Origin of the sequence: Enterococcus sp. DIV0167 (assembly GCF_050541555.1) — a bacterium.
Classification (GTDB): domain Bacteria; phylum Bacillota; class Bacilli; order Lactobacillales; family Enterococcaceae; genus Enterococcus; species Enterococcus faecalis.
In genome coordinates, this window is sequence record NZ_CP172933.1 from 2,469,715 (window position 1) to 2,495,397 (window position 25,683).

Here is a 25,683-nt window from a genome sequence, read left to right on the forward strand (position 1 = left end):
TATAATCTACAAATAAGACCATGTCCCTAAAAAAGGACATTACGTTCACAAATGACAGGAGGGATCAGCATGCTGTTTTTAACCTATGATCCACAATTAAATCCAACAGAATTAGAGATTTACAAGTATATTAGCCACAATATTGAAAAAGTTCCTTATATGACAATTCGAGAATTAGCAGATGAAATTCATTTCAGTAAAACGGCAATCTGGCGTTTTTGTCAAAAATTCGAGTGTGAAGGCTATACAGATTTTAAATTTAAATTGAAGAATTATCTAAGCGAACGAAAAAAAACAGCCCAACCAAAATCTTTAGATGAAACAATGCTGATTCATTTTTTGCAACGCTCATCAGAAGAATTATTAGAAGGACGGATTGTTCAAGCTGCGGAATTACTGGCAAAAAAAGAATTTGTTCTTTTTATTGGCGAAGGAACGTCCAAAGTCCTAGCTGAATTTGGTGAAATTTATTTTTCCAGTATCTATAATTTATCTGCTTCTGTATCCCACCTTTTTTCCCATCCCGTTAGCAAATTATCCGAAGAAACGGCTAAAAAAGTGGGCGTTATCGCCTTATCAGTTTCGGGTGAAACACAAAAAGTTCGGCAAAATATTGATTATTTTATCGAAATGGGGATTGATGTAATTGCTATTACAAATAGTGAAAAAAGCACGATTGCTCAACTTTCAACAGTCACGATCCCCTACTATATAACAACCGAGAAAAGTTCCATTGCAGACGTAACGTCCCAACTACCTGCACTATTCTTAATAGAAAAGTTGGCGAAAACTGTTTCAACGATGTTAAATGAGTGTCCATAATCACTGCAAAAAAAGGAAGGAACTAGCCATTCGTTTTGCTAGTTCCTTCCTTTTTAATTCTTCTATACTTATTTATACTGACACATTTCTAAATGATCATTCACCAATCCCGCCGCCTGTAAAAAGGAATAGACTGTCGTGGCACCTAAAAATTTAAATCCTCGTTTTTTTAACGCTCGACTAATCTGTTGCGATAATTCCGTGGAGGCTGGAACCTCTTCTGGGTGCTGCCAGTGATTAACGATTGGTTGCTGATCGACAAAGTTCCAGAGGTAGCGATCAAAGGAGCCAAATTCTGCCTGAACTTCTTGAAAAACTTGCGCATTCGTGATGGTCGCTTGAATTTTTAAACGATGACGAATCACACCAGGATTTGCTAGTAAAGCTAAAATTTTTTCCTCATCATATCGCGCAATTTTCCGATAATCAAACGCATCATAAGCTGCTCTAAGCGTTTCTCGTTTATTCAAAATAATCGCCCAGCTTAAGCCCGCTTGCATACTTTCTAAGGTCAATAACTCAAATAACTGTTGCTCTTCATGAACTGGACGTCCCCATTCATCATCATGATAGGCTTGCATCTCTTCAGTTGTATTCGTTGCCCAAGTACATCGCTCCATTGTCCTGCCTCCTTTTATTTGCTAAAAAAGATGCGAACAAAGGGTACTGCCTGTTGTTCCACACCTTTTCTTATTCCTAATAAAATGCCCAGAAGTTTAACGCTTCATTCATCACTTCTTCGGCTGTAAATGTCCGTTTTGAATGGCCCTTTTCTTCTGAATCATTTGGATCATTAATCCAGAAATCGCCTTTTTCATCCACACCACTCATCACCATAATGTGACCAGTTGTAGTGAAATAGCCCGGTTTTACAGAAATAATGACTGGATGACCTTCCTTCAAGAAAGCTGCCACTGTTTCAATATCCCCAATTTCTTGACAGTTATAGCCTTTCATTTCAGCATATGCACTAAAAATAGACCACGCCGTCCCTTGTCCTTCCATAAAGAAGTCATTTTTTGCCCAAGCTAACACATCCAGAGGGGTAACTTCTTGGTGATCCATGTATGAACCAACCATTGCAAGCGACACAATCGCACAGCCATTAATTTCGATTGTATTCGGCTTATCTACATTGCCAAATCCGTACGCGGTGTCTTTCCATTTAGCATCTGTCTGCAATTCTAACGGCAAATCCAGATGTCCATTATATTGCTTCTTTTCAATTTCTTGATTGACCTGTTGTCCATAGCTTAAAGGTTTGACTTTTTTCTCAATTTTAACTGGTGCTGGTTCTTTTGTTTTACTTGATTCAGCACTAGCTTTGACATATGAATCATCAAACCAACTTGAAAACCCACCTGATTTCATCGGCGAAAACTGCGCTAACAACCCGCCAAAGCCAAACGATACCAACAACACCGTGAGAACTTTTTTTTGGTAACCTGATGGTTTTTTTGACATACTATTCATCCTTTTCTATCTATTGACTACATCCGATAATCTTATGTATTTCTTATATGCTCACACATTATACTACTTTCTTTTTCGAAAAACAGAAACGTTGGTAAATTCTCATAATTATTGAAGGCGAACATATTTTCTTGAATTTTATCACAAAATTAGGTAAAATACAGGTAATTAGTCATTTGAGTTTTATTCTATTTTATTCGTAAAGGAGGCAGAAGAATGGATCAACATAAAGCTACCATCAAGAGCATTTCTAAACTGATTACGCTCTCTTCCCAACATTTCTTTTCGGCATTTTTAGAAGATTCTCAAGATCAAAAGAATAAAGAAAAGGAACGCAGTGCGCTTTTACAAGAGCTCCAAGTCGCTGCCGCCCAAAAATCCTTAGTGGTCTTACAATTGAAAGAAGTCCCTACAGCGCATAAATTCGAAACGGTGATCGGCTGGATTGTCTCAAAAAATATTTCGGACAATATCGTTGTTCGTTTACAAACGGATGAACAACAGTTGCGCATGATTCCTGTTGCTTCTGTCATGAAAGTCAGCACGTTAGCCAATCGTCACCAACGTCAAATTCACTAGAATATTGAAGTCTTTATAAAATAAATGGAAACCACCAACCCTGGCGATTGCAGGTTGGTGGTTTTTTTATTTATGACTTTAGTCAAAATCCCATGAAACTTCTGACTTAGGACTCAACTTATTTCTTAGGAACAAATAATTGCGGTGCTACTTTTGCCAATAAGCCTAGAACTAGACTTACATATAAACAATTGACGACGGTACTTGTACCGTTTAGAACAAAGGAATAGAGATATGGGCTCATTCCTTCTGGTGCATACATGCCCCAAACCAATACACCCGCCCAAAAATGCCAAAACCAGCGGGCGAAGACTGCGACAACACTTCCTAAAATAATCGTACGAATGGCTGATTTTAAACGATTCGCTTGAAAATACAGTTGAATTTTTCTAGCGAATACGCCACCCATTCCTCCAAACGCAAAAGCAAAGGGATATTCAAAAATAATCTGTGGAACGGACAAGAAATTTTTCATGGCTGTACCGAGAATAATATTTAACATGCCCCAAACAAAGCCTGCTGCAACTCCAGGAAGCAACCCACGACGAAACGAATAAAGAACTAATGGGACCATTCCCAACGATAGGTCCAAGCCACTATTGGCAAATTCAATCGGTAAAAAAGAGAGGGCCATTGCCATTGCTGCGACGACTGTTCCTTCTACCCAAATACGTAAATCCATTTTTCTAGCCAAACAAATTTCCTCCTATGTTCTGACGCTCTCAACCACTAATACATCGTTATTTTACCATAGGGACTTTAGAAAAACACGTTTGTCGAACAAGCAAAAAATAGCTGGACCAACGTTTAAGGGAATCAGCTCCTACTCAAACGCATGCCAGCTACTTTTTATCCATTAATCGTCCCGCTCAGTTGTCAAAATTTTACCAGAATGAGCATCGATTTTTACCTCTATTTTTTGTTGCCCTTCTTTCACTTTCACTTCCCAATAGGTGATTCCTAATTCTTTCTCTAACTTCCAATCTGTTGCCTGGCCGACTTTCGCTTCTTTTTCAGCCAAGGTTGTGGCTTGTTCTCTGGAAATGATCTTTGTTAAATCAAGTGCCTCTTCTTGCATTTTAACGCCATTTTGTTCATCGGCATCCAAGGTTTCGACTTTTTCTTTTGTGAATTCGCCTGTCTCTGCGTTCACTTCAACTTGATATTCTTTTTGCTGATCCACGCCTTCTATTTCATAAAAATAACGTCCAAAATCTGTATCTAACTGCAGACTTGTTATTTTAGCTTCTGGATATTTTTTCTCAAATGCTGTCGTTACTTTTTCTAAAGAGACAGCTACCGCGCTTGTCTTCTCTGATGTCGTCGTTGCTTCTTGTTGTACGGATGAACTTATTTCACTAGTTGATATTGCTGTTTCTTTTTGTTCATTTGTTGATGAAACAGCAGTAGGCGTTTTGGGTGTACAGCCAGCTACCAAAAAGAGTGCCAAGCCAGTCAGAGCGCCATAGAGTATTTTTTTCATTAAACAACCTTCTTTCCTTTTTATCATTTTATTATACTTGATTTCTCATTCAAATCATAGCTACAAAAAGAGCCCTACTTTAGTTGATAAAGTTAGAGCTCTCTCAGCCTTCATGGGCTAACATAAAAATTTCACCGAAATCATTCTCTTGTTCAATGTGCCAAATGCGTTTTTCACTATTATAGACAAGCGTTGCCAAAATTTCTTCTTTTTGGTAAGAGGTATTTTTCATCTTGCTAAGTGAATCTTCCACCAAGTAAATAGGAATCCGATATTCTTCTTTATCCACTTCCGTTTGTTGGAAGCAAAAAATAACACCTTCTTGCAAGATACCTTTCATATTTTTAAGTAATTCAGGACTTAATTTTTCGACAGGCGTATTTCGTTTAAAGAAGGCCTTTTTCTGATTCACTTTTTCTAAAACAACACGTGTAATTTTATCAGCAAAGATTCGATAAAATTCATCAATATAACGATAATAGACACGCGTCATCTGATCTGCAAATTCAAAAAAGACAAAATCATTTTGTAGCTTATAAAAGAAAGGCGAATGCAAACTATTCTTCATGTGTCCAAAATAAAGAAGTTCCGAAATTTCTAATGGCGTTAGCTCTTTTAGCATCGTCACATCGGAAAAGTCAATCCATTTAATTTCTTCAGTCATCCAACGACGTTGTAGCGATTGAAAATAGCGATTGACGCTTTCTTCTCCACGAATAATTTTCAAACCTGAATGCATATCGTATTCGCCAGCTTCGGCAGAAGGATCTAATAATAGTAAGTTCTGTGGATGATGCACAATTGAACGAACAAAATCGGAATGGGTAATTCCTTTAGATAAAACCGCATTGCTGGTTACATCTATATGTACATAAATTAAATCAAGCAAATTCCCATCTCCCCTCTACTAGCCTCCTTACCATTTTACAATATTTTCAAAAGAAAAGCTTGTTTCTTTTACTTTAAAATTCCATTACAAAATGAGGATTTTTTTGAAAAATCAATCGATTCAGTTGTTTTTTATTAAATCAAGGTCCGGTCTGCTTACCTATTCCCCAAAGAAAATAAATAGGTTTTTCAAATAAATTGTGGTAAACTTGATACATTAAAAGGAGGGAGAATATGCGCCCAAAAGAGAAAAAAAGAGGAAAAAATTGGTTAATCAACAGCTTATTAGTTTTACTATTTATCATTGGCTTGGCCTTAATTTTTAACAATCAGATACGCAGTTGGGTGGTTCAACAAAATAGCCGCTCGTACGCCGTTAGCAAGTTGAAACCAGCTGATGTGAAGAAAAATATGGCTCGTGAAACAACGTTTGACTTTGATTCAGTTGAGTCCTTGAGCACAGAAGCGGTGATGAAAGCCCAATTTGAAAACAAAAACTTACCTGTGATTGGTGCCATTGCGATACCAAGTGTCGAAATTAATTTGCCCATTTTTAAAGGATTGTCAAATGTCGCTTTATTAACTGGTGCCGGGACCATGAAAGAAGATCAAGTCATGGGGAAAAACAATTATGCCTTGGCTAGTCATCGAACGGAAGATGGTGTTTCCTTATTTTCACCTTTAGAAAGAACCAAAAAAGACGAACTCATTTATATCACTGATTTATCTACTGTTTATACATACAAAATAACTTCTGTAGAAAAAATCGAACCAACCCGTGTTGAGTTAATTGATGACGTTCCTGGTCAAAATTTGATTACCTTAATTACCTGTGGCGATTTACAAGCAACGACGCGAATTGCTGTTCAAGGAACATTATCAGCAACGACGCCTATTAAAGACGCCAACGACGATATGTTGAAGGCTTTCCAATTGGAGCAAAAAACCTTAGCCGATTGGGTGGCTTAATAAAAAAATCCTTGAAAAGTTTTGACACTTTTCAAGGATTTTTTGCTTTATTTCATCGCTTGACGTTCTTGCTGTTTCAAACGAGCAAAACCATAACGAATACCTGCAAATAATAAAACTAACGGAGATAAGAAAACAGAGATCATTAACCATTCACTTGTATACATACTACTAAAAGATAAATGATACGTGACAGCATACACTAGCGGCAGACTCATTATCAACAATAAATAATACAAACTCAATTCAAAAACATAGGATAAATAACTACTGTTCATCTTACTTCCCTCCTGTCTCTTTTTCCCTGAACAATTTGTTAACACTATTGTACCAAGGGGAAACAGAAAGTACTATCGGACTATAGTCCTAATCTTTCAGCTGTGCTTTTATTTTTTTCAACCATTCTGAGGTACCTGCTTCCACTAAGCGGTAAGTTTCCTCAAAATCTCCAGTATAATAAGGATCAGGTACGTCCATGGTTTCTTTACCAGCCACAACTTCCATAAATAAATGAATCCGCCGTTGCTCTTCTTGAGGAGCTAATGCTTTTAAATCTGCCACATTATTCGCATCCATCCCAATGATATAGTCATATTTTTTAAAATCACTTGGCTGAATTTGTGTCGCCCGCATTCCTTGATAGGAAATTCCTTGTTGCTCCAAAATTTTTCTGGTTCCCTTATGTGGCTGACTGCCAACTTCCCAGTGACTAGTAGCTGCTGAAAATACTTGAATAGTCGATTCTAAACCAGCTTGTTGGACTTTCTGACGAAAAATCGCTTCTGCCATTGGCGAACGACAAATATTGCCTAAACAAACAAATAACACAGTTACCACAACGTTTCACTCCTTCATAAAACTTTTTATCCTTCACACATTACTCATTGGCTTCTTGTTCATACAAATGATAAGCCATAAATTCTGTATCTTTCGCTAAACGGAATAATTGCGTCGCCATTTCCAAAGGAGTCTGAGGATATTCCTCAAGAATCCATTTCGTTAAGACGCCGCTACATCCATAGGAAAAGAAATTCGCATAAAATTGTTTGTCTTTATCTGTTAAATGGTTCTCAACATCGACTTGTTCAAATAATGATATAAATAAGCGATTGGTCGAAGCGGAAAAAACATTAAGAAGAACTTCTGAATCTGAGGTCACCGTTGTATAGTAAAAATGACTCTTCTCTTTAATCGCTTTTAATAACTTCAGGGCTTGTTCCTCCCAGTTTTCCAAACAAATATCTGTTTCCAAGTAAATCAATGCATCGTGACGATAAATCCAACGTAATAAATCATATTTATCTGTAAAGTGATAATAAAATGTTTGACGATTCAAGCCCACTTTTTTGGTAATATCTTGGACACTTATTTTACGAAAATCCTTTTGTTCACATAATTCTATTAAAGCTGAAGCGATTGCTTGTTTTGTATCGTGCGTTCCGCTCATGCTGATTCCTCCGCTCCTAATATGTATATACCTCTATAATTGCAAAAAAATGGCCAGATTACAATATTTTCAGATACATTTTATGCATATATTTAAAATTAAATGAATAAAAAAAGCGGCAACTAACGATTTTTGTTAGTTACCACTCCTTGTTATCAATTATTAATAGATGACTATTTAGCCTGGAAAACGCCATACAACAGCGCGGAATCCTGCTGGTGGTGCTGGTGACCAGTTAGAGTTAGAAGAAACATAACCAGAACCTCCTGGGTTGTTTGCTTCAACGATTTGGACACTTCCACCACTTACACCTGTAACTAAGACAGTATGCACGCCACCAATCCAGCTATCTGGACTATAGGCACTTTCATATTGAACAACATCGCCTGGTTGCACGTTACTCCAGCTAACTTGTGTTGCGCCAGAAGCAACATAGCCACTGTTTGGACCACCATAACCGAAGTTAATACCGCCTGCCGCTAACCAGCGACGAACAGATACTAAACATTCGCCTGGTTGATTCCAACCTGTTGCATAAGAATTACCAACATCTGCTAAAGCTGCATTAATTGCGGCTTGTTTTCCTGAAGTCACGCCACCATTCCCTGGTTTTGCTTCATTACCTTTTTCAGGAGTCGTTGGGTTAGTTACAGGAACTTCTTTTTCTTTTTCAGGTGCTGCTGCAGGTGTTGTTACAACACTTTCTGTTTCAGTACTTGAAGTTGTTGTTTCTTGCGTTGTGGTACTTTCAGTAGTTGTTGATGATTCTACTACTGGTGTTGCGGCTTTTTCTTCAGCAGCAGATGCTGCTGCCTCATTGGCTGCTTTTGTTGCTTGCGCTTGCTCTGCTGCCGCTTTTTGTGCTGCGGCTTGTGCTTGCGCTGCCGCTTGTTCTTCTGCTTTTTTAGCAGCTGCACGTTGGCGTGCTTGTTCTTCTGCTAAACGTTTTTCCGCTTCTTTTTTCTGTTTAATGAAGCCATCTTTTTTCCCTTGTTCTTCAGAACGTTGTGCTTCTAAATCATTTTTAGCCACTTCTTGTTGAATCTTCAATGTTTTTAATGATTCTGTTTTATCATTTAATTCTTTTGTTGCTGCTTCTAATTCAGCAATTTGTTTTTCAACATTCTTTGTTTTCTTTTCAACAGTCGCTTTGTCTTCTTTTTGTTGTTCTAGTAATTCATTGTTGGCGCTCATCATTGTTGAGACCGCTTGAACGCGACCAATTGCATCTGCTACTGAATCTGCATCTAAGACAGCATCAATAATTGAATCACTTTGACCATTCACTTGGACATCGCGTGCTTGTTTTGTCATTTGTACTTCACGTTTTTGAATACGGACATTCAAATCAGAAATTTCACTATATAATTTAGATACTTCTGATGATAGCTTGTTCTTTTTAGCTGTTAATGTATCGATTTGTTTGGCCGTTTCAACCATATCATTTTCAATCGCAGCAACTTTTGCTTCTGCATCTGACATTTGGCTAGTTAACGCATTAATTTTTTGATCTTGTTGTTGAATCTTTGTATCGTATTCATCTGCAAATGCTGCGGATGGCAACGCTACGCTTGTTAAGGTAATGGAACATACCATTAGAGCCGATAATACACTTTTCTTCAATCTGTTGTCCTCCGAAAATCCTTTTTTGTTAAGCTTTTTTATTATTTATTAAAATTTGAATAAATTTCTCTTTTTCAACGATAGAGCAATTGTAGCATAGCTGTATGTCACTGAGATAATATGGATGTTACAGTAATATTTCAATTTTCTTCTTGTAAATGACAAAAAAAAGCTTCACTTTTTTCACAACTTTCTTCATGGCTCCAGGGTAAGCTTCTCATTGTTTTGTTATTTTAAAAAAATAAAAAAAGCGAGAAATGCTAACAAATTAGCGCTTCTCGCAAACGAACAAAATTTTCAATTTTTATTTTACGGAAAACAGTTTTTTCAGCGGATAAGATAAAATAACATACCACACCATGTTCAATAGCAATGTAGGGCCCAACACACGCGTAATAAATAAAATCGGGCTGACATCCGCTAAATGAAAGGCCACTTGAATCAGTACCGCAATCAGTTCATACAACGTGGTAAAAATAACGATCCCAAAAAAACCAGTTAGTAAATTTGTTTGAATTACTTCTTTAAATGTATACATCAACATAACCGAAATCGTCAGTGCAACTGTATAAATCCCGATAATGCCAATGTAGTAGCTATCGCAAATAAAGCCTAAAATTAACGAAGTAATTAATAAATAACGTTTAGAGAAATTAGGAACGGCAAACATAAACGCAAGTAATAGCAGATGAGAACTGGCGAAGTAAACATTACTTGTCCACGTTTCAAAAGACTTTGTTAAATGAGCATCAATTAACATTAAGAAAAACAAGAGAATAGGTGTGACGTATTTTAAATACTCTTTCCGAATCATTCGCTTTCCCCTGCCGATCTTTTCACGACCGTCACAACGGAGATACCATAGACATCCGCATAAGGTTTCACATACACTTCACGATCTAAACCAAAACTATCTGGTTTCACTTTAATAACTGTCCCTACCGCTAAATCGGCTGGGGAATTACCACCTAAGCCAGAAGTCTGAACGACATCGCCTTCTTTCAGAGTAGCATCGCCAGTTAATTGTGACACAATTAATGCATTTGTCTTATTGTCGTAATTTTTAAGTAAACCAAACGATTCGCCATTTGCGGAAGTTACTCGCACAGGGAAATGGTTTGAGTTAACATTTTTAGACGTTAGTAGTTCCACTTTTGCAGTCGTTGCATTGACTTCAATAACACGCCCCACTAACCCTTTTTGCGCCATGACCGCCATGCCCGCTTCAATGCCGTCATTGGTTCCTTTATCGATAATTAATAAGTCTTGCCAAGTATCCGGCGAACGCGTAATGACATTCGCAGTTACTTTTTCATAGTTGGCCAACGTTTCGTTCAGATTCAATTCTTGTTTTAAACTATCAATTTCACGTTTATAGTTATTGTTTTGGACAGCTAATTCATTATAGCTATCAATTTTTTCTTTTAGACGTTCGTTTTCTTTAAACGTGTTAATTAAATTGCCCATTGAAGACAAGCCATTTTCCACCACACGAGCTGGAAAAGAAATCACACGATCCACCATACTAACGCTATTGTTGACACCACCTTGAACGACATTGGTTTTGCCTTTTTCAGAACGTTGCGCAGCAGTTAAACTAATAATGGTTACTAAAATAATGACTAAAATTAAGGTAATGATTATATTTTTATTTGGATTAAATTTTTTCACAAAGACACCCCAGATATTCTTCAGACTGATAGTATTAATTTTACCACTAATTGACTATAAACAAAAGAGTTGGCGATCGTCTTTAGCTTTTTTTATCATTTCTTTTTTAGGGCTTGTTTTCAACGAAAAAACCAACGAAAAGAAAGGAAGCTTCCTTGGTTTTCGTTGGTTTAAAAAGAAATTATTTTTCTTTGTTTTCTTCGTTTAATAATGCTTTTCTTGACACGTTGACACGGCCTTGTTTGTCAATTTCAGTTACTTTGACAAGGACTTCGTCGCCTAATTTCACGACATCTTCAACGTTGTTCACACGTTCGTTTGCTAATTGAGAAATATGGATCAAGCCATCTTTGCCTTTAATTAGGTTAACAAACGCACCAAATTTTTCAATGCGGACAACTTTTGCTAAGTAAACTTGACCGACTTCGACTTCTTTGGTTAATTCTTCAATAATCTTGATGGCTTTTTTAATCATTTCAGCATCTGATGAAGCAATACTTACGTTACCGTCTTGATCGATATCAATCTTAACACCAGTTTCATCAATGATGCTGTTGATTGTTTCGCCACCTTTACCAATGACATCTTTAATTTTCGCTGGTTTAATTTGAATCATTTCAATTTTCGGTGCATATTGACTTAATTCTTCACGAGGGGCAGCAATCGTTGTTGTTAATTCTTCTAGAATTTCCATCCGTGCTTTCTTCGCTTGGTCTAATGCTTCCGTTAAAATTTGTTCTGTAATTCCTTGGATTTTGATGTCCATTTGTAAAGCAGTGATTCCGTCTTTCGTTCCCGCTACTTTAAAGTCCATATCGCCAAGGTGGTCTTCTAAACCTTGAATATCTGTTAAGATTGTATAGTTTTCACCATCACTAACAAGACCCATTGCAATACCTGCAACTGGCGCTTTAATTGGCACACCCGCATCCATTAATGCTAATGTTCCCGCGCAAATACTTGCTTGTGAAGAAGAACCATTTGATTCTAACACTTCTGCTACTAAGCGGATTGTGTAAGGGAAGTCTTCTTCTGATGGAATAATTTGTGCTAAGGCACGTTCACCTAACGCACCGTGACCGATTTCACGACGACCTGGTGAGCCCGCGCGTCCTGTTGAACCAACAGAGAATTGTGGGAAGTTATAATGATGGATGAAACGTTTGCTATCTTGGACACCCAACCCATCGATAATTTGATGTTCCCCTAAAGGCGCTAATGTACAAACGGATAAAGCTTGTGTTTGACCCCGAGTAAATAAGCCAGAACCATGCACACGTGGTAAAATACTTACTTCTGATGATAAATGACGAATTTCGTCTAATTTACGGCCATCCGGGCGAATCTTATCGATCGTGATTAACTCACGTACAACATCTTTTTCAAGATCTTCCGCAATTTGTTTCACTTCTTTTAGTAATTGTGCTTCTTCTTCGTGTTCCGCAAATTTTTCAGCGTAAACTTCTTTGACTGTATCTTTTACTTTGTCAATTTCAACTTCACGTGCTAATTTTTCTTCCGTCATTACGGCTGTTTTCATTGTATTGTAGTACGCATCAAAAATTTCTTTTTTAAGATCAGCGTCCACTTGTAATAAGTCCACGTCCATTTTTGGTTTACCTACAGCGGCAACGATTTCTTCTTGGAACGCCACTAGTTCTTTGATGGCATCAAAACCGAAAAGTAAGGCACCTAACATATCTTCTTCTGATACTTCTTTGGCACCACTTTCAACCATGTTGATGGCTTCTTTTGTTCCAGCAACAGTTAATTCAATATCTGTTTGTTCTGCTTGTTCTACCGTTGGGTTTAAGACATATTCGCCATTAATACGACCAACGTCAACGCCAGCAATTGGTCCGTCAAACGGAATATCTGAAATTGCTAACGCTAAGGAAGACCCAAACATTGCAGCCATTTCTGGTGTACAATCTTGATCAACACTCATAACGATGTTCGTAATTTGGACTTCGTTACGGAAGCCTTCTGAGAACATTGGACGAATAGGACGGTCGATTAAACGAGCGGTTAATGTCGCACGTTCACTTGGACGACCTTCACGTTTAATGAAGCCGCCAGGAATTTTTCCTACCGCATACATTTTTTCTTCATAGTTTACAGTTAATGGGAAAAAGTCTACATCTTTTGCTTCTTTAGAGGCAACAGCAGCACTTAAAACGACCGTATCGCCGTAACGTACTAAGACAGCTCCATTGGCTTGTTTGGCTAATTGGCCGATTTCTACTTCTAGTGGGCGGCCGCCCCAAGTTGTTTTAAAGACTTGTTTTTCTGTCATAATTCTTCTCCTTTACTCTTGCTCTTTGGAAAAGTCAGACGGCTACTAAACAAATGAAAAAGTAACAAGTCGTTGCTGCTCTTTCATTTGGTTAGTAGTTCCTAAAAACTTTCCAAAGAGGACCTTCAATAGTGACAATAAGATAAAAAGCGAGATTCTGATTGAACCTCGCTTTATACGTAATGATTAACGACGTAATCCTAAACGTTGGATCAATTCGCGGTAACGTTGGATGTCAGTTTTACGTAAGTAAGCTAACAAGTTACGACGGTGACCGATTTTTTTCATTAAACCACGGTAAGAATGGTGATCTTTTTTGTGTGTACGCGCATGTTCGTTCAATTGGTTAATGTCTTCAGTTAAGACAGCAATTTGTACTTCTGGAGAACCAGTATCTCCTTCATGACGTGCGTATTCTTTAATGATTTCGTTTTTTCTTTCTTGTGAAATTGCCATTTGTTCCACCTCTTTCTCTATTATTCGTCTGATCACTGAGTGAAGCGTTGGTGACTCGCTAAACCAAGTGATAGATGGTGTGTTTCCACACAAGCTTACTTTACAGGAAACACCGCTAAAATGCAAGCTTAATCTCTATTATTCGATAGTTTTTTTAAACAATCTAGCCCCTTTTTTGGTGATTTTGTGATACACTAAATGGTGGTAAACAACTGATTATTTCAGCGCATGAATAAATAAAAGAAGAATTTTTTTATGTTTCAAAGGAGGAACCATTGAATGATTACAATGAAAGATATTATTCGTGAAGGGAATCCCACACTTCGTGCTGTGGCAGAAGAAGTGCCTGTCCCTATCACTGAGGAAGACCGACAATTAGGTGAAGACATGTTGACTTTCTTAAAAAATAGTCAAGATCCAGTCAAAGCTGAAGAATTACAATTACGTGGTGGCGTTGGTTTAGCTGCACCACAATTAGATATTTCTAAACGAATTATTGCTGTCCATGTTCCTAGTAACGACCCAGAAAACGAAACGCCTTCATTAAGTACGGTGATGTACAACCCTAAAATTTTGAGCCATTCTGTGCAAGATGTATGTCTAGGTGAAGGGGAAGGCTGTTTATCTGTCGATCGGGATGTACCTGGATATGTCGTTCGCCATAACAAAATTACCGTCAGTTATTTTGACATGGCTGGCGAAAAACACAAAGTTCGTTTAAAAAACTACGAAGCGATTGTGGTTCAACATGAAATTGATCATATTAATGGCATCATGTTCTACGATCATATTAACAAAGAAAATCCATTTGCTTTAAAAGAGGGCGTTTTAGTCATCGAATAAAGGAGCGTGGGACAAAAATCACTTTGGATTTTTGCTCCACGCTCAAAAACTAATAAACGGCGGGAACAGAAGCAACTCCTTCGGAAATAAGCCGAAATTCTCCAAAAATTAAAGAACAATTTTCGGAAATTCCTTCTTATTTCTCGGAGTTAAACACTTCTGTCCCGACCTCAAATGGCCTTCATTTCTTTTAAGGCTTTCCAAATCCCATCATTATCATTGGTATCTGTGACCATCGTGGCCACTTTTTGAATGGAAGGACTCGCGTTGCCCATTGCGACGCCAATTCCTGCATGACTTAACATTTCTCGGTCATTTTCGCCGTCCCCAAAGGCAATGATATTTTTTGCATCAATGCCCACACGTTTGGCTAAATACGTTAACGTAGCTGATTTTGAGCCATCTTTAGGCACAACATCTACGCTATGTTGATGCCAGCGAATAAAGCGAAATTCTGGGTATTCTTCTTCAAACGTACACTGATCTTCTGCGTCATAAAATGCCAGCGCTTGATAAATATCATTTTGACGGTAAAAGTGTTCATCATAAGCAGGTGAATGAAAATGAAAAGAGTTCATCGCAATTTCCATTTTTTCAGCACGGTGCTGGTTGCTCTTCTTAATATCATCTAAGCCCACACAAGCAAACCCTAAGCCGCGTTGATCACTATCTTGTGCCAAACGTTCCAACGCTTCAGCGTGCAATAAATTTTGATAATATTGCTCATGATCCACAAAAGCCGCGGCGCCATTACATAATACGTAATTGGTAAAATCTAAATCCCAAATCACCTCTTGCGCCATATAACGACTTCTGCCAGTTGCCAGCGTAACTAAGTGTCCTTGCTCCCGCAATTTTGCTAGCGCTTCTCTCGTGCTATCCAATGCTTTCTTCTCCGAATTTAACAACGTCCCATCAATATCAAATGCAAAAAGTTTTCTTTCCATCATTTCTCCTTATTCGCTCGCTTTCGCTAAATATTTACTGCCTTCTCGTTGTGCTAAAGGACTCAACACTAATTCATTCATCAATTCCTCGACCCATTGCGGATTCGTTTTACTATATTGGCGTAATGACCAGCCAATCGCTTTTTGAATGAAGAACTCCTCTGTAGTTCTATCATAAATAATCGCCTTTTTCAACAGGTCCTGATTGGTCTTTTCTTTCAACATCAACTGTAAATTCAGCGCAACACGCCGATTCCAGAAATTTTCAGCGCCATAAAAAAGGGCAAAAATCGTTGGCAATTCAGTCAGATGCAACGCCACCCACGACCCAAAAAATTTTCGCCAAGCATCCACACTATCCCACCACGCTTTTTGTGGAACATAGGCTTTAAACGCTACGACCTCTTCTAATGAAAATCTCCGAACATTTTGAAGGGCTAAATCAATAGCGACATACTGATATTCTCGTTCTGTTTTTTGATAGTAAGCCTCAATCTCTTGGCATAATTTTTCCTTTGGCCACGTATGACTTTCTTTTAAAAGTTGTTTACTTAACGCTTGACGTTCTGGGGCGGGGATGCCTGCAAAAACAAATTGGTGTTTCATATAAGCAGACATTTTTGCTGCTGTTTCTGGGTTCTTCTGAAATTGAAGTGTGTCCATTCCTTCGCTCCTCATAATAAAAAAACTATACTAAAACAGTGTACCATGTTTTAGTATAGTTGGTTGGTCAATTAATCAAAATACGTTAAGTTTTTGTTGTCTTTATCTAACCAAGCATAGCCGAGACCCATAATTAAGCCACCACCGATAAAGTTACCGATAAAGGCCCAGAAAAGATTATGAATAACATTACCAGCTGTGAAAGCTTCAATTGCGCCGTTTGAAGCAAAGTAAGCTAAACTGAAGGCTGGGAAGTTGGCAATCACGTGTTCAAAACCAAGGAAAGCAAAGATAAAGATAATGAAAATAATGGCCGCGACTTTGCCGGCGTCATCTTTCATTCGCATACTCACTAATACGGCTGTATTAACCACAATATTGGCGAACATAGCTTCAACTAAAATTTGCAGGGTGGTTTTTTCTAATTTTCCAGCAATCGACGTAAAGAAGAAACTATCTTTTGGTAAATCTTGGAACGGCACCGTAAGTGATACCAAGAAACCAAATAAGACACCACCAATTAAATTGAATAAGATACAGGTAAATAAAATTTTTGCAGCTAAGGAAAAGTTGACTTTTTTACGATAGACGCCAACAGTCATGTACAACATATTCGAGGTACCAAGTTCGGCATTCATATATAAAATCATCACAAGTGACCAACTGAACATGAAGGCGTAAAGCATTTTCCCTAAACCATGAGAAATTCCTTCTCCTTTAATTGCGATTGCAAAAGCAACGGCTGTTCCCAACGTTAAAAATAGACAAGCAAGCATTGCACGAACAGCGTAGCGGGAAAAGCTGTTTGAGAATAAATTCACTTTCTTGTCGATGGATTTATCAATTTGTTCAAACAATGGTGAACCAGACTTCATTGTAAACTCCCTTTCATTCCGTTTTCAACTTATATTTTCAAAACATCTCTCCTTATTCTAATGAGGAAAAGTGTTTTTGTCTACCTTTTTTTCATATTTCACTTTAAAACCTTGACGTTTCCTATCCTATTAAGTATACTAGATTTTGTGTAAAATAATTGCAGCAGAAGAATAATAACTCGTCAACAGTTCATTGCCAAACTTGGTTCAACTGCGTAACCGCGGCTGCAAAGGCGAAGGTTGAAGAATGAACTGAACGAATATGAATTTTTCATCTAATTATTTTACTCCAAAAAAACATTTATTTATTGGAGGAATTTTTAATGTCTCGTTATACTGGACCATCATGGAAAGTATCTCGTCGTCTAGGTATCTCTTTATCAGGTACTGGTAAAGAACTAGCTCGTCGCCCTTACAAACCAGGACAACACGGACCTAACAGCCGTGGTAAAGTTTCTGAATACGGAATGCAATTAACTGAAAAACAAAAATTACGTCATATGTATGGCATGAACGAACGTCAATTCCGTACGTTGTTCATTAAAGCAAGCAAAATCAAAGAAGGTAAACACGGTGTTAACTTCATGGTTTTACTAGAACAACGCTTAGATAACGTTGTTTACCGTTTAGGTCTTGCAACTACTCGTCGTCAAGCACGTCAATTAGTTAACCATGGCCACATCACTGTAGACGGCAAACGTGTTGATATTCCATCATACCACGTTGAAGTTGGTCAAGTGATCGGTGTTCGTGAAAAATCTCAAAACATCTCAACAATTAAAGAAGCGGTTGAAGCAACTGTTGGACGTCCAGCATTCGTAAGCTTTGACACTGAAAAATTAGAAGGTAGCTTCACTCGTTTACCAGAACGTGATGAACTTTACCCAGAAATCGACGAAGCACTTGTCGTTGAATACTACAACCAAAAACTTTAAGATTTCAAAAGGTCGAACTGCGGTTCTTACCTTCTTTCAAAACCTTGCCTTTCTTGGCAAGGTTTTTTCTTTGCCCTCTTTACAAAATTGTTTACTTCCGCTAAACTATTGTTAACCAAATAAAAATAATTGGTTAACAATAGAAAGTGAGGCTTCTTATGAATAAAGCATCGTTACGCTCTTTAATTTTAGCAGCAGAATTCGCTGTGATTATTGCTGTACTTTCACAATTTACAATTCCATTGGGGATTGTCCCCTTAACTGGACAAACATTTGCCATCGGCTTAACCGCTACCGTTTTGGGCAAGCGAACGGGGACCTACGCTATTTTAATTTACTTCTTATTAGGATTAATTGGTTTACCCGTTTACGCTGGGATGTCTAGCGGGTTCGGTGTACTCTTTGGACCAACTGGCGGCTATTTAATCGGCTTTATCTTTAACGGCTTATTAACTGGTTATATTTTAGAAAAAACAACCTTTAACTATACTTGGGCCATTATCGCAAATATTGCCGGCGCCTTAGTTACCTTAGTTTTCGGTATGATTTGGTTGAAATATTCCGCAAATCTACCGTGGCCAAATGCTTTCGCGGGCGGGTTTGCTCCGTTTATTATTCCTGGTATCATCAAGGCTGTCGCAGCTGCTTATGTTGGTATTTTAATTCGCCAACGCTTTATGAAACGTTTTTTAGCACACCTTTCTTAAGGGGAAAACTTTTTTCTTTTCCTTGTCTGTAGTACACTAAAAGGACAAAGGAGTGAAGTCCATGTCCTCATTATTAAAACGATTGGTTCAGTTGGTTTTGTTAGTCGGCGCTGTCTTGCTAATTCGACACTATGTTTTCTCCCCTGCTGCGGTGAACGGCTCTTCAATGGAACCAACACTTCATAACAACGACCGTTTATGGGTGACCTCGATTAAAAAGCCACAGCGCTTTGATATTATCGCTTTTCCCAGTCCTCGCAACGGCCAACGAGTAGCCAAACGTTTAATTGGTTTACCTGGCGAAACAGTCGAGTATCGCGATGATACCCTTTATATTAACGGTGTATCACTTAGTGAAGATTACTTAGCAAGTGCTAAACGAAATGTCTCTAAAAATGAAAATTATACCCAAGATTTTACGCTAGAGACCTTAGAAGCAACCCAATCCCTGACCGTTCCAGAAGGCATGTATTTTGTCTTGGGGGATAATCGCCCACGCTCAGATGACAGTCGTTACTTTGGCTTTGTTAAACAAGCGAGCGTGGAAGGTGTTTTGACTTTTCGTTATTATCCGTTAGATAAAATTGGCTTTCCATAAAAATAATAAACCGCCCTCAAAAAGTTAGACTTTTTGAGGGCGGTTTACTATTTTTTTAAGGTCCAGTGACTAAGTTCCACGTCACCGTTCCTTGATATTTCTCATTTATTTTCCCTTGATTGGCAGGGACTTCTAATTTCACATTGGCAAAATCAAAATCTAATTGATAGACATCATTACCTGTAAATTGGTTATTAAGAATTACTGGTGTAGATGTGCCGTCACTCGTCAAAGCTAACGGCTCCGTAATTCCAACTTTATTCGTTAATTCTGTGACTTGATTATAGTTTTCGATTGTTGCAACGTCTGCATTGCCTAATAATAAGCGCGTACTAGTTGGCAAACTATCGGCAGACGCTTTTAGCTGTGATAATTGTGCTGTCAACTGCCAATTGGGTTGGCTTTTCTTTATCCGCAAATACGGATTACGTGTGCCATTCCCATAATAATCAGCTGCTTTTTTCAGGCCGTACTGCTTAGTACTACCGCTAATCATAATTTTTCCAAAGTCAAACGTCGGCGTACTAATGAAGCCTTCTTCTGCTGGTGTTGGCTCAATCGTTTGATCTTCGCCTTGAATACGTACAAAGTTACTAGCTGTCACTGGGAAAAAATTCCCACTTGCTGTCATTTCTGCGGTTAAAAGTTGTCTTGGTTCCCCAGTGATTTTCGCTGTGTTCACTGTCACTAAAGCTTCACCATTCACCGGAATTTCCACACCCAAGTTAACTCCTGTGCGCCATTGTTCTGCCGTCACTGGAATAATTTTATTTGGCGTATTACCAAGGCGAACAGCTAATTGGGTCGGCGCCGAAATACCTGCCGCCCATTTGGCCGTTGGTGCTAGTTTAACGTTGGTCAATGGAACTTCACTAGTGTTTTTTAGCCTAACTGTCCAAATCATAGAAGCTTCATTGGAGACAACTTCTAGTAACCGACTAACGGTCATTTCTGCCGTTGCTTGGACTTCCTCATAGACTGCCGTCATGTCGTCTTTATCATCGTAAGTTACGGCATAACTTGGCGTTTTCGTCGTTTTCAACGCAGTTTTATCAGTACCTTTGTACCAACCTTTGAACTTGTAGTTTTTGTCCCCTACTGTGTAGGTGGCTGGCAAGGCTTTGGCACTGGTGTAGGTGAAGCTGTTACTTGTCATTGGTGTTTGTTTCCCTTGCGTGAAACCTGTCGGTGGCGTAATTTTAGCACCAGTGGCATCAACAAAGTTTTCGGTGACTTGTTTTCGTGTGACTTTATAGTTTATCGTTTGCTTGTAGTCGCTAGTTCCATCGAAACCAAATAATCTTGGTTGGGAATTTGCACTAGTTAGAAATAATAGACTAGGAAGGACATCTCTTGTTAGTCCTGATTGGCCCCACCTTGCCTTAACAGAAAAAGTATTGTTCGTCTCTCTGTTAAACACTGTTTCAAAACTAGTAAAACTAGTCGTTGCTGAATCTGATAGAAGGTTGGTGCCAATGTCACTAATGGTCTCGTAGTCGTACAACGTAATGGTTTTCGTTGTTGCTTCCACTTTGTCAACATACTTCAATTCATTCGTAATATCAAAGTTGTTCAACGCAAAACCTTTATTTAAAACACCTGTTGGTAGATCAGAAAAAAGTTCATAATCATTAGGAATCAAGACGTTTTGCTTGGTTTCTACTTTATAGCGATTAGCAACGGTTGCCTCTTTACTTCCCACCATTGGGTAAAGCGAACCTGTTGCTTCAAAGGGACTAGTGGCGGTTTTTCTGAAAAATTCTGTATAGTTTCCAGAAAGCGTAAGTGGATTCGTGAACGCTTGACCTTGTTCATCGACAAACTCTGCGTAGAATCCTGGGTGAACAGTGATTTCTTGCACTTCTTCATAGACTGCCGTCATGTCATCCTTGTCATCGTAAGTGACGGCATAACTTGGTGTTTTCGTCGTTTTCAGAGCTGTTTTGTCAGTACCTTTGTACCAGCCTTTGAATTTGTAGGTCTTGCCGCCTGCCTTGTACGCATCTGGCAAGGCTTTGGCACTGGTGTACGTGAAGTCATTGCTCGTAATACTTGTTTGTTGTCCTTGCGTGAAACCAGTTGGTGGTGTAATTTTGGCACCTGTAGCATCTACGAAGTTTTCGGTGACTTTTTTGTGGGTAACTACTAAAGCGTAATCTTGTTGTGTAACATAAAATGCGCTAGCAGAAATATTATAATCTTCAGTACTAGCTGCTGGAGATGAGCGGATTTCTGCTTGATAACCAATTGGTGGTGCTGGCGATACTGGCCAAACAGATGCTTTAGGTTGATTAATTACATACGTATCGTTCGTTTTCACTAAACTAACATTCATAGGATAATCTCCAACATTTGGAGGATTTCCTATTCCCGTAGCACCAATATAGCGTCTGTATGTGTAGCCATTCGCAGGTGCTTTCAATTCAACCGTATCTATATACTTGGGTACAGTCAACTCAGGATCTTTCAGATAGTAAAGGCTTATATCTGATCTGTAAACAAAACCAATTACGGCTGTTTGACTAGGTAAAATAATATCAATCCCCGTCTCTGTGGGGATATTAGGGGCTACCATAGTTTGATCAGAATGGACAAACCACCCACTCGTAGTAGTAGTTTGAATCCATCTCGTTAGGCCCATCTCTGTTTTTAATTTGAAGTCTGATGTATTTAATGGCGTGTTATCCTTCGAAGTAAGATTAAGTCCCAACCGTGCTTCTGGAGTGACTAGTTGCGTCCTATTCCTTTCATTTCTAGATAACTCCCTAAATTGGGAATCAAGCGAGGCTAAATTTCCTGCCTTAACCCCAATCGCTCGATTCTGGATTTGTACTGGGAGTTGCGGTGTGAGTTGCACCTCCTGCTGAGCTTCCGCTTCTTTTTGCTCCGCTTTCACTGGCGGTGCTTCCTTCTTTTCTACCGCCACTTCTGCTTGTTTCTCTATTTCCTTTGTTACTTCTTCTCGACTTGTTTCAGTCGTTGTTTCTTGCGTTTCACTACTTGCTTGCGTTTCTTCCTTGACGCTACTTTCAGCGGTCGGACTACTTTCAATCGTGACGGTTTCCGCAACTGCCGTCACGCCCGAAAAGGCATTCACTAGCAAAGAACCACATAAGCCAATAGCTGCAAGACGTTGCCATTTATTTCGCTTCATGTCGTCCCTTCTTTCTATGTACCATTCCGACAAGGCCAATTAAGACCAAGCCGAGAATGCTAAGATTTGCCTGCCGCTTACTCCCTGTGCGCGGTAGCTGTTTATTGCCAGTGGTAATGGCGCCTTGACCACCTGCCATACCTTGATTAGTGCTCGTCTGTCCTGGTCCTTTCCCCTTGGGACTTGCCCCTGGTTGATCTGTTTTCGGTGAGGGCTCTTCTTTCGGGGGTGCCTTTTTGTAAAATTCAATCCCCACCGAACTAGAACCACGTTCAGACGCTTCAACATTTATAAAAAAACTAGGGGAAAATAGTAGGAACACAATCATTAAATAACGCTTTTTTTTCATTTAAAAACCTCCTTTTAATTCAACAACAGATTTGAGTTTCTCTACAATTACTGCTCAAACCACCTTTTTTCATATCTCTATAATAACAAAGAAAAAGCTTTCCAAAACACCATTATTTTCCATTTGACAACCCTATTTCCCACAAAACCCTTATATAACAAGCGTTTCGTGCTTTGTTATTTAAAATTATCCTTTGAAAATGATTGTCGAAACACGTTTATCCTTTAGAAATCGCCTTTAATTTCTTAAATTTTTGCTAACCAAACCTCAGAAAAGCTCACAATGTTAGTTTTCGATACTAACATTGTGAGCTTTTCTCATTTTTGACGATTAGATAATTCGATAAAATAACACTAAAACACAAAATGCTGTCTGTTTCTCTTATTGGGCAATAGCCAATTGGTACAATGGCAGGAGTTGTTGATAGGTTGCCAACATATACGCTCGTGCTTTTTCAGGGTTTTGCCACAAAGCACTATCTTTGGGAATGATGCGCCCAATTTCAAACTCACCTTTTTTTACATCTCTAAAACGAGTTAAGGCTTTTTCTAAATCCGTTTCCGGCAGCGGAGTAATTTGAGGAACCGTGTGATCCAAGGAAACATACGTATCTTCTGGTAATGCTTGGAATAATTGCTGATTCTCTAAAAAGGCTTGCGCAATCTGCTTTTCATTTTTAGGATTATCAATAAATGACAACCACATAAACACATAGTCGCCCCAAATGCCTAATTGAAAATGCGGCTGCATTTTATAGCCGCGCTTATTCGGACTGAGTGCGGACCAAGTATTTTCTGGTGGATACACGGTGCGACGGCGATGTTGCGCAATATGGACAAACAACTCCGTTCCTAGTTCAGGCGCTAGTTGTTCGGCAAAATACGTGTCTAATTCTTGAAAAATAGGTTGAATTTGCGCACGGATAACCGCCATTCGTTCATCTAATCCAGCAACTTCAAAGGCTGCGAATTCTTTTTCTGTAAACATCAACATTTCTCTAATTCCTCTCTCAACTTGTCTTACGCTTCTATTTTTGTCGATTTTGCCATGTTTCCAGTGTCATCCCACGATAAACATCTGTGACAATTTTCCCTTTACTAATTCGAGCATTGGGTAGTGTTCCTTCGTAGGTAAAACCAATTTTCTCCATGACACGACCAGAAGCTGGATTGTCTTGATCATGTAAAGCAAAGATTCTCATGAGTTTCATTTTTGCAAAACCCAGTTCAACTAACGCCGTCGCGGCTTCAGGCATGTAGCCATTGCCCCAAAAGGCACGGTTCAAGACATAGCCTAATTCTCCAACATTATTGGTTTCATTGACCCGCAAATCAATCGTGCCAATCATTTTGCCCGTTTCTTTCACTTCAATCCCATATTTTCCTAAAGGTTCCCCCATAAAATATTTAGCAATGTTTTGTCGTGTTTCAGCGATTGTTTGGTTTTTCAAAAACACATAGCGGACCGTTTCCTCATCTGAAGCATATTCGTACATATCTTCTGCATCGGCTAATGTGACAGGTCTTAAAATCAAGCGTTCGGTTTCAATTCGTTGGTTTTCTGCAAAAATCAATGGATAATTCATGAGCAAAACTCCCTACTTTTCTACATACTTTACCGAAAAACAGCGAAACACGCAAGGAAAATCGGCATTTCCCTCGCGTGTTTCTTTAATTGGCGTTTAAGCGAATGATGGCAATGATCGTTTGAACAGCTTTGGCCATTGATTCAACGGTAATAAATTCATATTGCCCGTGAAAATTTTCGCCTCCTGTAAATAGATTAGGCGTGGGAATGCCCATGAAAGAAATCTTAGAACCATCTGTCCCGCCACGAAATGGTGTGATGATTGGTTCAATGTCACAACTTTCCATTGCTTGGACGGCCAATTCTACAGGCGTCCAATCTTTTTCGATGATTTCCTTCATATTATAGTATTGGTCTTGGAAAGTAATTGTTAGTCTGGGTTTATCCGCCAGCGCATTTAAACGTTGGACTTGTTTTTCCAAAAATTGCTTTCTCGCTTGAAAGTTTTCTTGATCATGATCCCGAATGATATAGACAAGTTCTGCTTTTTCAATACTTCCTGTAAATTTATTGAGTAAATAAAATCCTTCATTTCCACGTGTTTGTTCTGGTACTTCCTTTTGCGGCAGTGATTGATCAAGTTGTTCGCCTAATTTAATGGCATTTACTAACGAACCATAGGCCGTTCCCGGATGGACACTGGTTCCCTCAATTGTTATCACAGCTTGAGCAGCGTTAAACGTTTCATACTCGAAATGCCCCACGCGGCCACTGTCGATTGTATACGCAAAAGCGACTGGGAAGTTCGGCGCATCAAATTGATCGGCCCCGCGTCCAATTTCTTCATCTGGACCGAAGGCGAGCCAAACATCCCCCCGCGCTACTTCTGGATGTGCCAAAAAATACTCAACAGCAGCTAAAATCTCGACAATTCCCGCTTTGTCATCTGCTCCTAAAAGTGTTGTTCCGTCTGTAGTAATCAACGTTTCCCCTTGATACTCTTTTAAATTGGGAAATTCAGCAACCGATAAAACGATGCCTTGTTCTTGATTCAAGAGGACATCTTGGCCATCATAATTAGTGATGACTTTGGGACGGATATTTTCTGCTGAAAAATCCGCCGTATCCAGATGTGCAATCAACCCAATACTCTTCGCTGCAGGTTGGTTACCCGGCAACCGTGCCGTTAAAAAGCCGTTTTGTTCGTTATAATGCACATCGGCCAAGCCTAATTCATGAAGTTCTGTTTCAATCATTTTGGCTAAAACCACTTGACCGACCGTCGTCGGTGTGGTTTGACTATTGGCATCTGAACGGGTGTTAACTTTCACGTAAGTTAAAAATCGTTCGACTAATTTTTCCATTTTTTACTCCTTCT

28 protein-coding genes are annotated in these 25,683 nt (G+C 38.8%); 7 read left to right on the forward strand and 21 right to left on the reverse strand.

Annotation, left to right across the window (positions count from 1 at the left end; genetic code table 11):
• Window positions 1–69 precede the first annotated feature (69 nt).
• The gene (locus IGM09_RS11835) at window positions 70–822 is read left to right on the forward strand and encodes a MurR/RpiR family transcriptional regulator (RefSeq protein ID WP_002365331.1); all 753 of its coding nucleotides are present in this window, start codon (window positions 70–72) and stop codon (window positions 820–822) included.
• A 68-nt stretch (window positions 823–890) separates the two neighbouring features.
• On the opposite strand, the gene IGM09_RS11840 is transcribed toward IGM09_RS11835, so the two are convergent.
• A complete protein-coding gene (locus IGM09_RS11840; protein WP_033625184.1) occupies window positions 891–1,442 on the reverse strand; it encodes a DNA-3-methyladenine glycosylase I in 552 nt (183 codons plus the stop codon).
• 76 nt (window positions 1,443–1,518) lie between these two features.
• Complete coding sequence (locus tag IGM09_RS11845; RefSeq protein ID WP_002355000.1) at window positions 1,519–2,295, reverse strand: peptidase C39 family protein; 777 nt, start codon at window positions 2,293–2,295, stop codon at window positions 1,519–1,521.
• A 216-nt stretch (window positions 2,296–2,511) separates the two neighbouring features.
• Between IGM09_RS11845 and IGM09_RS11850 the strand changes: the two genes are divergently transcribed.
• Window positions 2,512–2,874, forward strand: a complete 363-nt coding sequence (locus IGM09_RS11850) for a hypothetical protein (RefSeq protein ID WP_002354999.1) — start codon at window positions 2,512–2,514, stop codon at window positions 2,872–2,874.
• 118 nt (window positions 2,875–2,992) lie between these two features.
• Here IGM09_RS11850 and thiT read toward each other — a convergent pair whose 3' ends face one another.
• The 3 genes from thiT to IGM09_RS11865 all read right to left on the reverse strand — a co-directional run bounded on the left by thiT (window position 2,993) and on the right by IGM09_RS11865 (window position 5,246).
• Complete coding sequence (gene thiT / locus IGM09_RS11855) at window positions 2,993–3,568, reverse strand: energy-coupled thiamine transporter ThiT (RefSeq protein ID WP_002354998.1); 576 nt, start codon at window positions 3,566–3,568, stop codon at window positions 2,993–2,995.
• Window positions 3,569–3,730: 162 nt separating this feature from the next.
• Window positions 3,731–4,384: a PepSY domain-containing protein gene (locus tag IGM09_RS11860; protein WP_033625185.1), complete on the reverse strand. Its 654-nt coding sequence runs from the start codon at window positions 4,382–4,384 to the stop codon at window positions 3,731–3,733.
• Window positions 4,385–4,460: 76 nt separating this feature from the next.
• On the reverse strand, window positions 4,461–5,246 hold the full coding sequence (locus tag IGM09_RS11865; RefSeq protein ID WP_002354996.1) for a hypothetical protein: 786 nt from the start codon (window positions 5,244–5,246) through the stop codon (window positions 4,461–4,463).
• A gap of 233 nt (window positions 5,247–5,479) precedes the next feature.
• On the opposite strand from IGM09_RS11865, the gene IGM09_RS11870 reads away from it, so the two are divergent.
• Window positions 5,480–6,214 carry a class A sortase gene (locus IGM09_RS11870; protein WP_010713734.1) on the forward strand — a complete coding sequence of 245 codons (735 nt, stop codon included), beginning with the start codon at window positions 5,480–5,482 and terminating at the stop codon, window positions 6,212–6,214.
• 47 nt (window positions 6,215–6,261) lie between these two features.
• On the opposite strand, the gene IGM09_RS11875 is transcribed toward IGM09_RS11870, so the two are convergent.
• The 8 genes from IGM09_RS11875 to rpsO all read right to left on the reverse strand — a co-directional run bounded on the left by IGM09_RS11875 (window position 6,262) and on the right by rpsO (window position 13,707).
• Window positions 6,262–6,492 (reverse strand): hypothetical protein, encoded by a 231-nt coding sequence (locus IGM09_RS11875; protein ID WP_002383277.1) that lies wholly within the window; start codon window positions 6,490–6,492, stop codon window positions 6,262–6,264.
• 88 nt (window positions 6,493–6,580) lie between these two features.
• Entirely contained in the window at window positions 6,581–7,051 is a 471-nt protein-coding gene (locus tag IGM09_RS11880) for a low molecular weight protein-tyrosine-phosphatase (RefSeq protein WP_002378799.1), read from the reverse strand.
• A 40-nt stretch (window positions 7,052–7,091) separates the two neighbouring features.
• Complete coding sequence (locus IGM09_RS11885) at window positions 7,092–7,661, reverse strand: TetR/AcrR family transcriptional regulator (protein WP_002354991.1); 570 nt, start codon at window positions 7,659–7,661, stop codon at window positions 7,092–7,094.
• Window positions 7,662–7,838: 177 nt separating this feature from the next.
• Window positions 7,839–9,257, reverse strand: coding sequence for a CHAP domain-containing protein (locus IGM09_RS11890; protein ID WP_002386276.1), 1,419 nt, complete (start codon window positions 9,255–9,257; stop codon window positions 7,839–7,841).
• Window positions 9,258–9,588: 331 nt separating this feature from the next.
• Window positions 9,589–10,098 (reverse strand): rod shape-determining protein MreD, encoded by a 510-nt coding sequence (gene mreD, locus IGM09_RS11895; RefSeq protein ID WP_002359075.1) that lies wholly within the window; start codon window positions 10,096–10,098, stop codon window positions 9,589–9,591.
• Window positions 10,095–10,955: a rod shape-determining protein MreC gene (gene mreC / locus IGM09_RS11900; RefSeq protein WP_002383273.1), complete on the reverse strand. Its 861-nt coding sequence runs from the start codon at window positions 10,953–10,955 to the stop codon at window positions 10,095–10,097. The genes mreD and mreC overlap by 4 nt, the downstream gene beginning before the upstream one ends.
• Before the next feature lie 181 nt (window positions 10,956–11,136).
• Window positions 11,137–13,251: a polyribonucleotide nucleotidyltransferase gene (pnp, locus tag IGM09_RS11905; protein WP_002367402.1), complete on the reverse strand. Its 2,115-nt coding sequence runs from the start codon at window positions 13,249–13,251 to the stop codon at window positions 11,137–11,139.
• A 186-nt stretch (window positions 13,252–13,437) separates the two neighbouring features.
• On the reverse strand, window positions 13,438–13,707 hold the full coding sequence (rpsO, locus tag IGM09_RS11910; protein WP_002354983.1) for a 30S ribosomal protein S15: 270 nt from the start codon (window positions 13,705–13,707) through the stop codon (window positions 13,438–13,440).
• A 279-nt stretch (window positions 13,708–13,986) separates the two neighbouring features.
• On the opposite strand from rpsO, the gene def reads away from it, so the two are divergent.
• The gene (gene def, locus IGM09_RS11915; RefSeq protein ID WP_002354981.1) at window positions 13,987–14,550 is read left to right on the forward strand and encodes a peptide deformylase; all 564 of its coding nucleotides are present in this window, start codon (window positions 13,987–13,989) and stop codon (window positions 14,548–14,550) included.
• Window positions 14,551–14,720: 170 nt separating this feature from the next.
• Here def and IGM09_RS11920 read toward each other — a convergent pair whose 3' ends face one another.
• The 3 genes from IGM09_RS11920 to IGM09_RS11930 all read right to left on the reverse strand — a co-directional run bounded on the left by IGM09_RS11920 (window position 14,721) and on the right by IGM09_RS11930 (window position 17,035).
• The gene (locus tag IGM09_RS11920) at window positions 14,721–15,497 is read right to left on the reverse strand and encodes an HAD family hydrolase (protein WP_002361040.1); all 777 of its coding nucleotides are present in this window, start codon (window positions 15,495–15,497) and stop codon (window positions 14,721–14,723) included.
• Between the two features lie 9 nt (window positions 15,498–15,506).
• Window positions 15,507–16,160: a DNA alkylation repair protein gene (locus IGM09_RS11925; protein ID WP_010715463.1), complete on the reverse strand. Its 654-nt coding sequence runs from the start codon at window positions 16,158–16,160 to the stop codon at window positions 15,507–15,509.
• A 71-nt stretch (window positions 16,161–16,231) separates the two neighbouring features.
• Window positions 16,232–17,035, reverse strand: coding sequence for a formate/nitrite transporter family protein (locus IGM09_RS11930; protein WP_002375588.1), 804 nt, complete (start codon window positions 17,033–17,035; stop codon window positions 16,232–16,234).
• A 323-nt stretch (window positions 17,036–17,358) separates the two neighbouring features.
• On the opposite strand from IGM09_RS11930, the gene rpsD reads away from it, so the two are divergent.
• The 3 genes from rpsD (at window position 17,359) to lepB (ending at window position 19,275) form a co-directional block, all read left to right on the forward strand.
• Window positions 17,359–17,970 (forward strand): 30S ribosomal protein S4, encoded by a 612-nt coding sequence (gene rpsD / locus IGM09_RS11935; RefSeq protein ID WP_002365342.1) that lies wholly within the window; start codon window positions 17,359–17,361, stop codon window positions 17,968–17,970.
• Window positions 17,971–18,128: 158 nt separating this feature from the next.
• Complete coding sequence (locus IGM09_RS11940) at window positions 18,129–18,677, forward strand: biotin transporter BioY (protein WP_002354975.1); 549 nt, start codon at window positions 18,129–18,131, stop codon at window positions 18,675–18,677.
• A gap of 61 nt (window positions 18,678–18,738) precedes the next feature.
• Window positions 18,739–19,275 (forward strand): signal peptidase I, encoded by a 537-nt coding sequence (lepB, locus tag IGM09_RS11945; protein WP_010707024.1) that lies wholly within the window; start codon window positions 18,739–18,741, stop codon window positions 19,273–19,275.
• 55 nt (window positions 19,276–19,330) lie between these two features.
• On the opposite strand, the gene IGM09_RS11950 is transcribed toward lepB, so the two are convergent.
• The 5 genes from IGM09_RS11950 to pepT form a co-directional block, all read right to left on the reverse strand.
• On the reverse strand, window positions 19,331–22,429 hold the full coding sequence (locus IGM09_RS11950; protein ID WP_033625186.1) for a WxL domain-containing protein: 3,099 nt from the start codon (window positions 22,427–22,429) through the stop codon (window positions 19,331–19,333).
• Window positions 22,416–22,778 carry an LPXTG cell wall anchor domain-containing protein gene (locus IGM09_RS11955; RefSeq protein WP_033625187.1) on the reverse strand — a complete coding sequence of 121 codons (363 nt, stop codon included), beginning with the start codon at window positions 22,776–22,778 and terminating at the stop codon, window positions 22,416–22,418. Before IGM09_RS11955 ends, IGM09_RS11950 begins: the two co-directional genes overlap by 14 nt.
• Before the next feature lie 381 nt (window positions 22,779–23,159).
• Window positions 23,160–23,771, reverse strand: coding sequence for a YktB family protein (locus IGM09_RS11960; protein WP_010713729.1), 612 nt, complete (start codon window positions 23,769–23,771; stop codon window positions 23,160–23,162).
• A 34-nt stretch (window positions 23,772–23,805) separates the two neighbouring features.
• The gene (locus IGM09_RS11965) at window positions 23,806–24,363 is read right to left on the reverse strand and encodes a GNAT family N-acetyltransferase (RefSeq protein ID WP_002415462.1); all 558 of its coding nucleotides are present in this window, start codon (window positions 24,361–24,363) and stop codon (window positions 23,806–23,808) included.
• A gap of 85 nt (window positions 24,364–24,448) precedes the next feature.
• Window positions 24,449–25,669 (reverse strand): peptidase T, encoded by a 1,221-nt coding sequence (gene pepT, locus IGM09_RS11970; protein ID WP_002408266.1) that lies wholly within the window; start codon window positions 25,667–25,669, stop codon window positions 24,449–24,451.
• Window positions 25,670–25,683 lie beyond the last annotated feature (14 nt).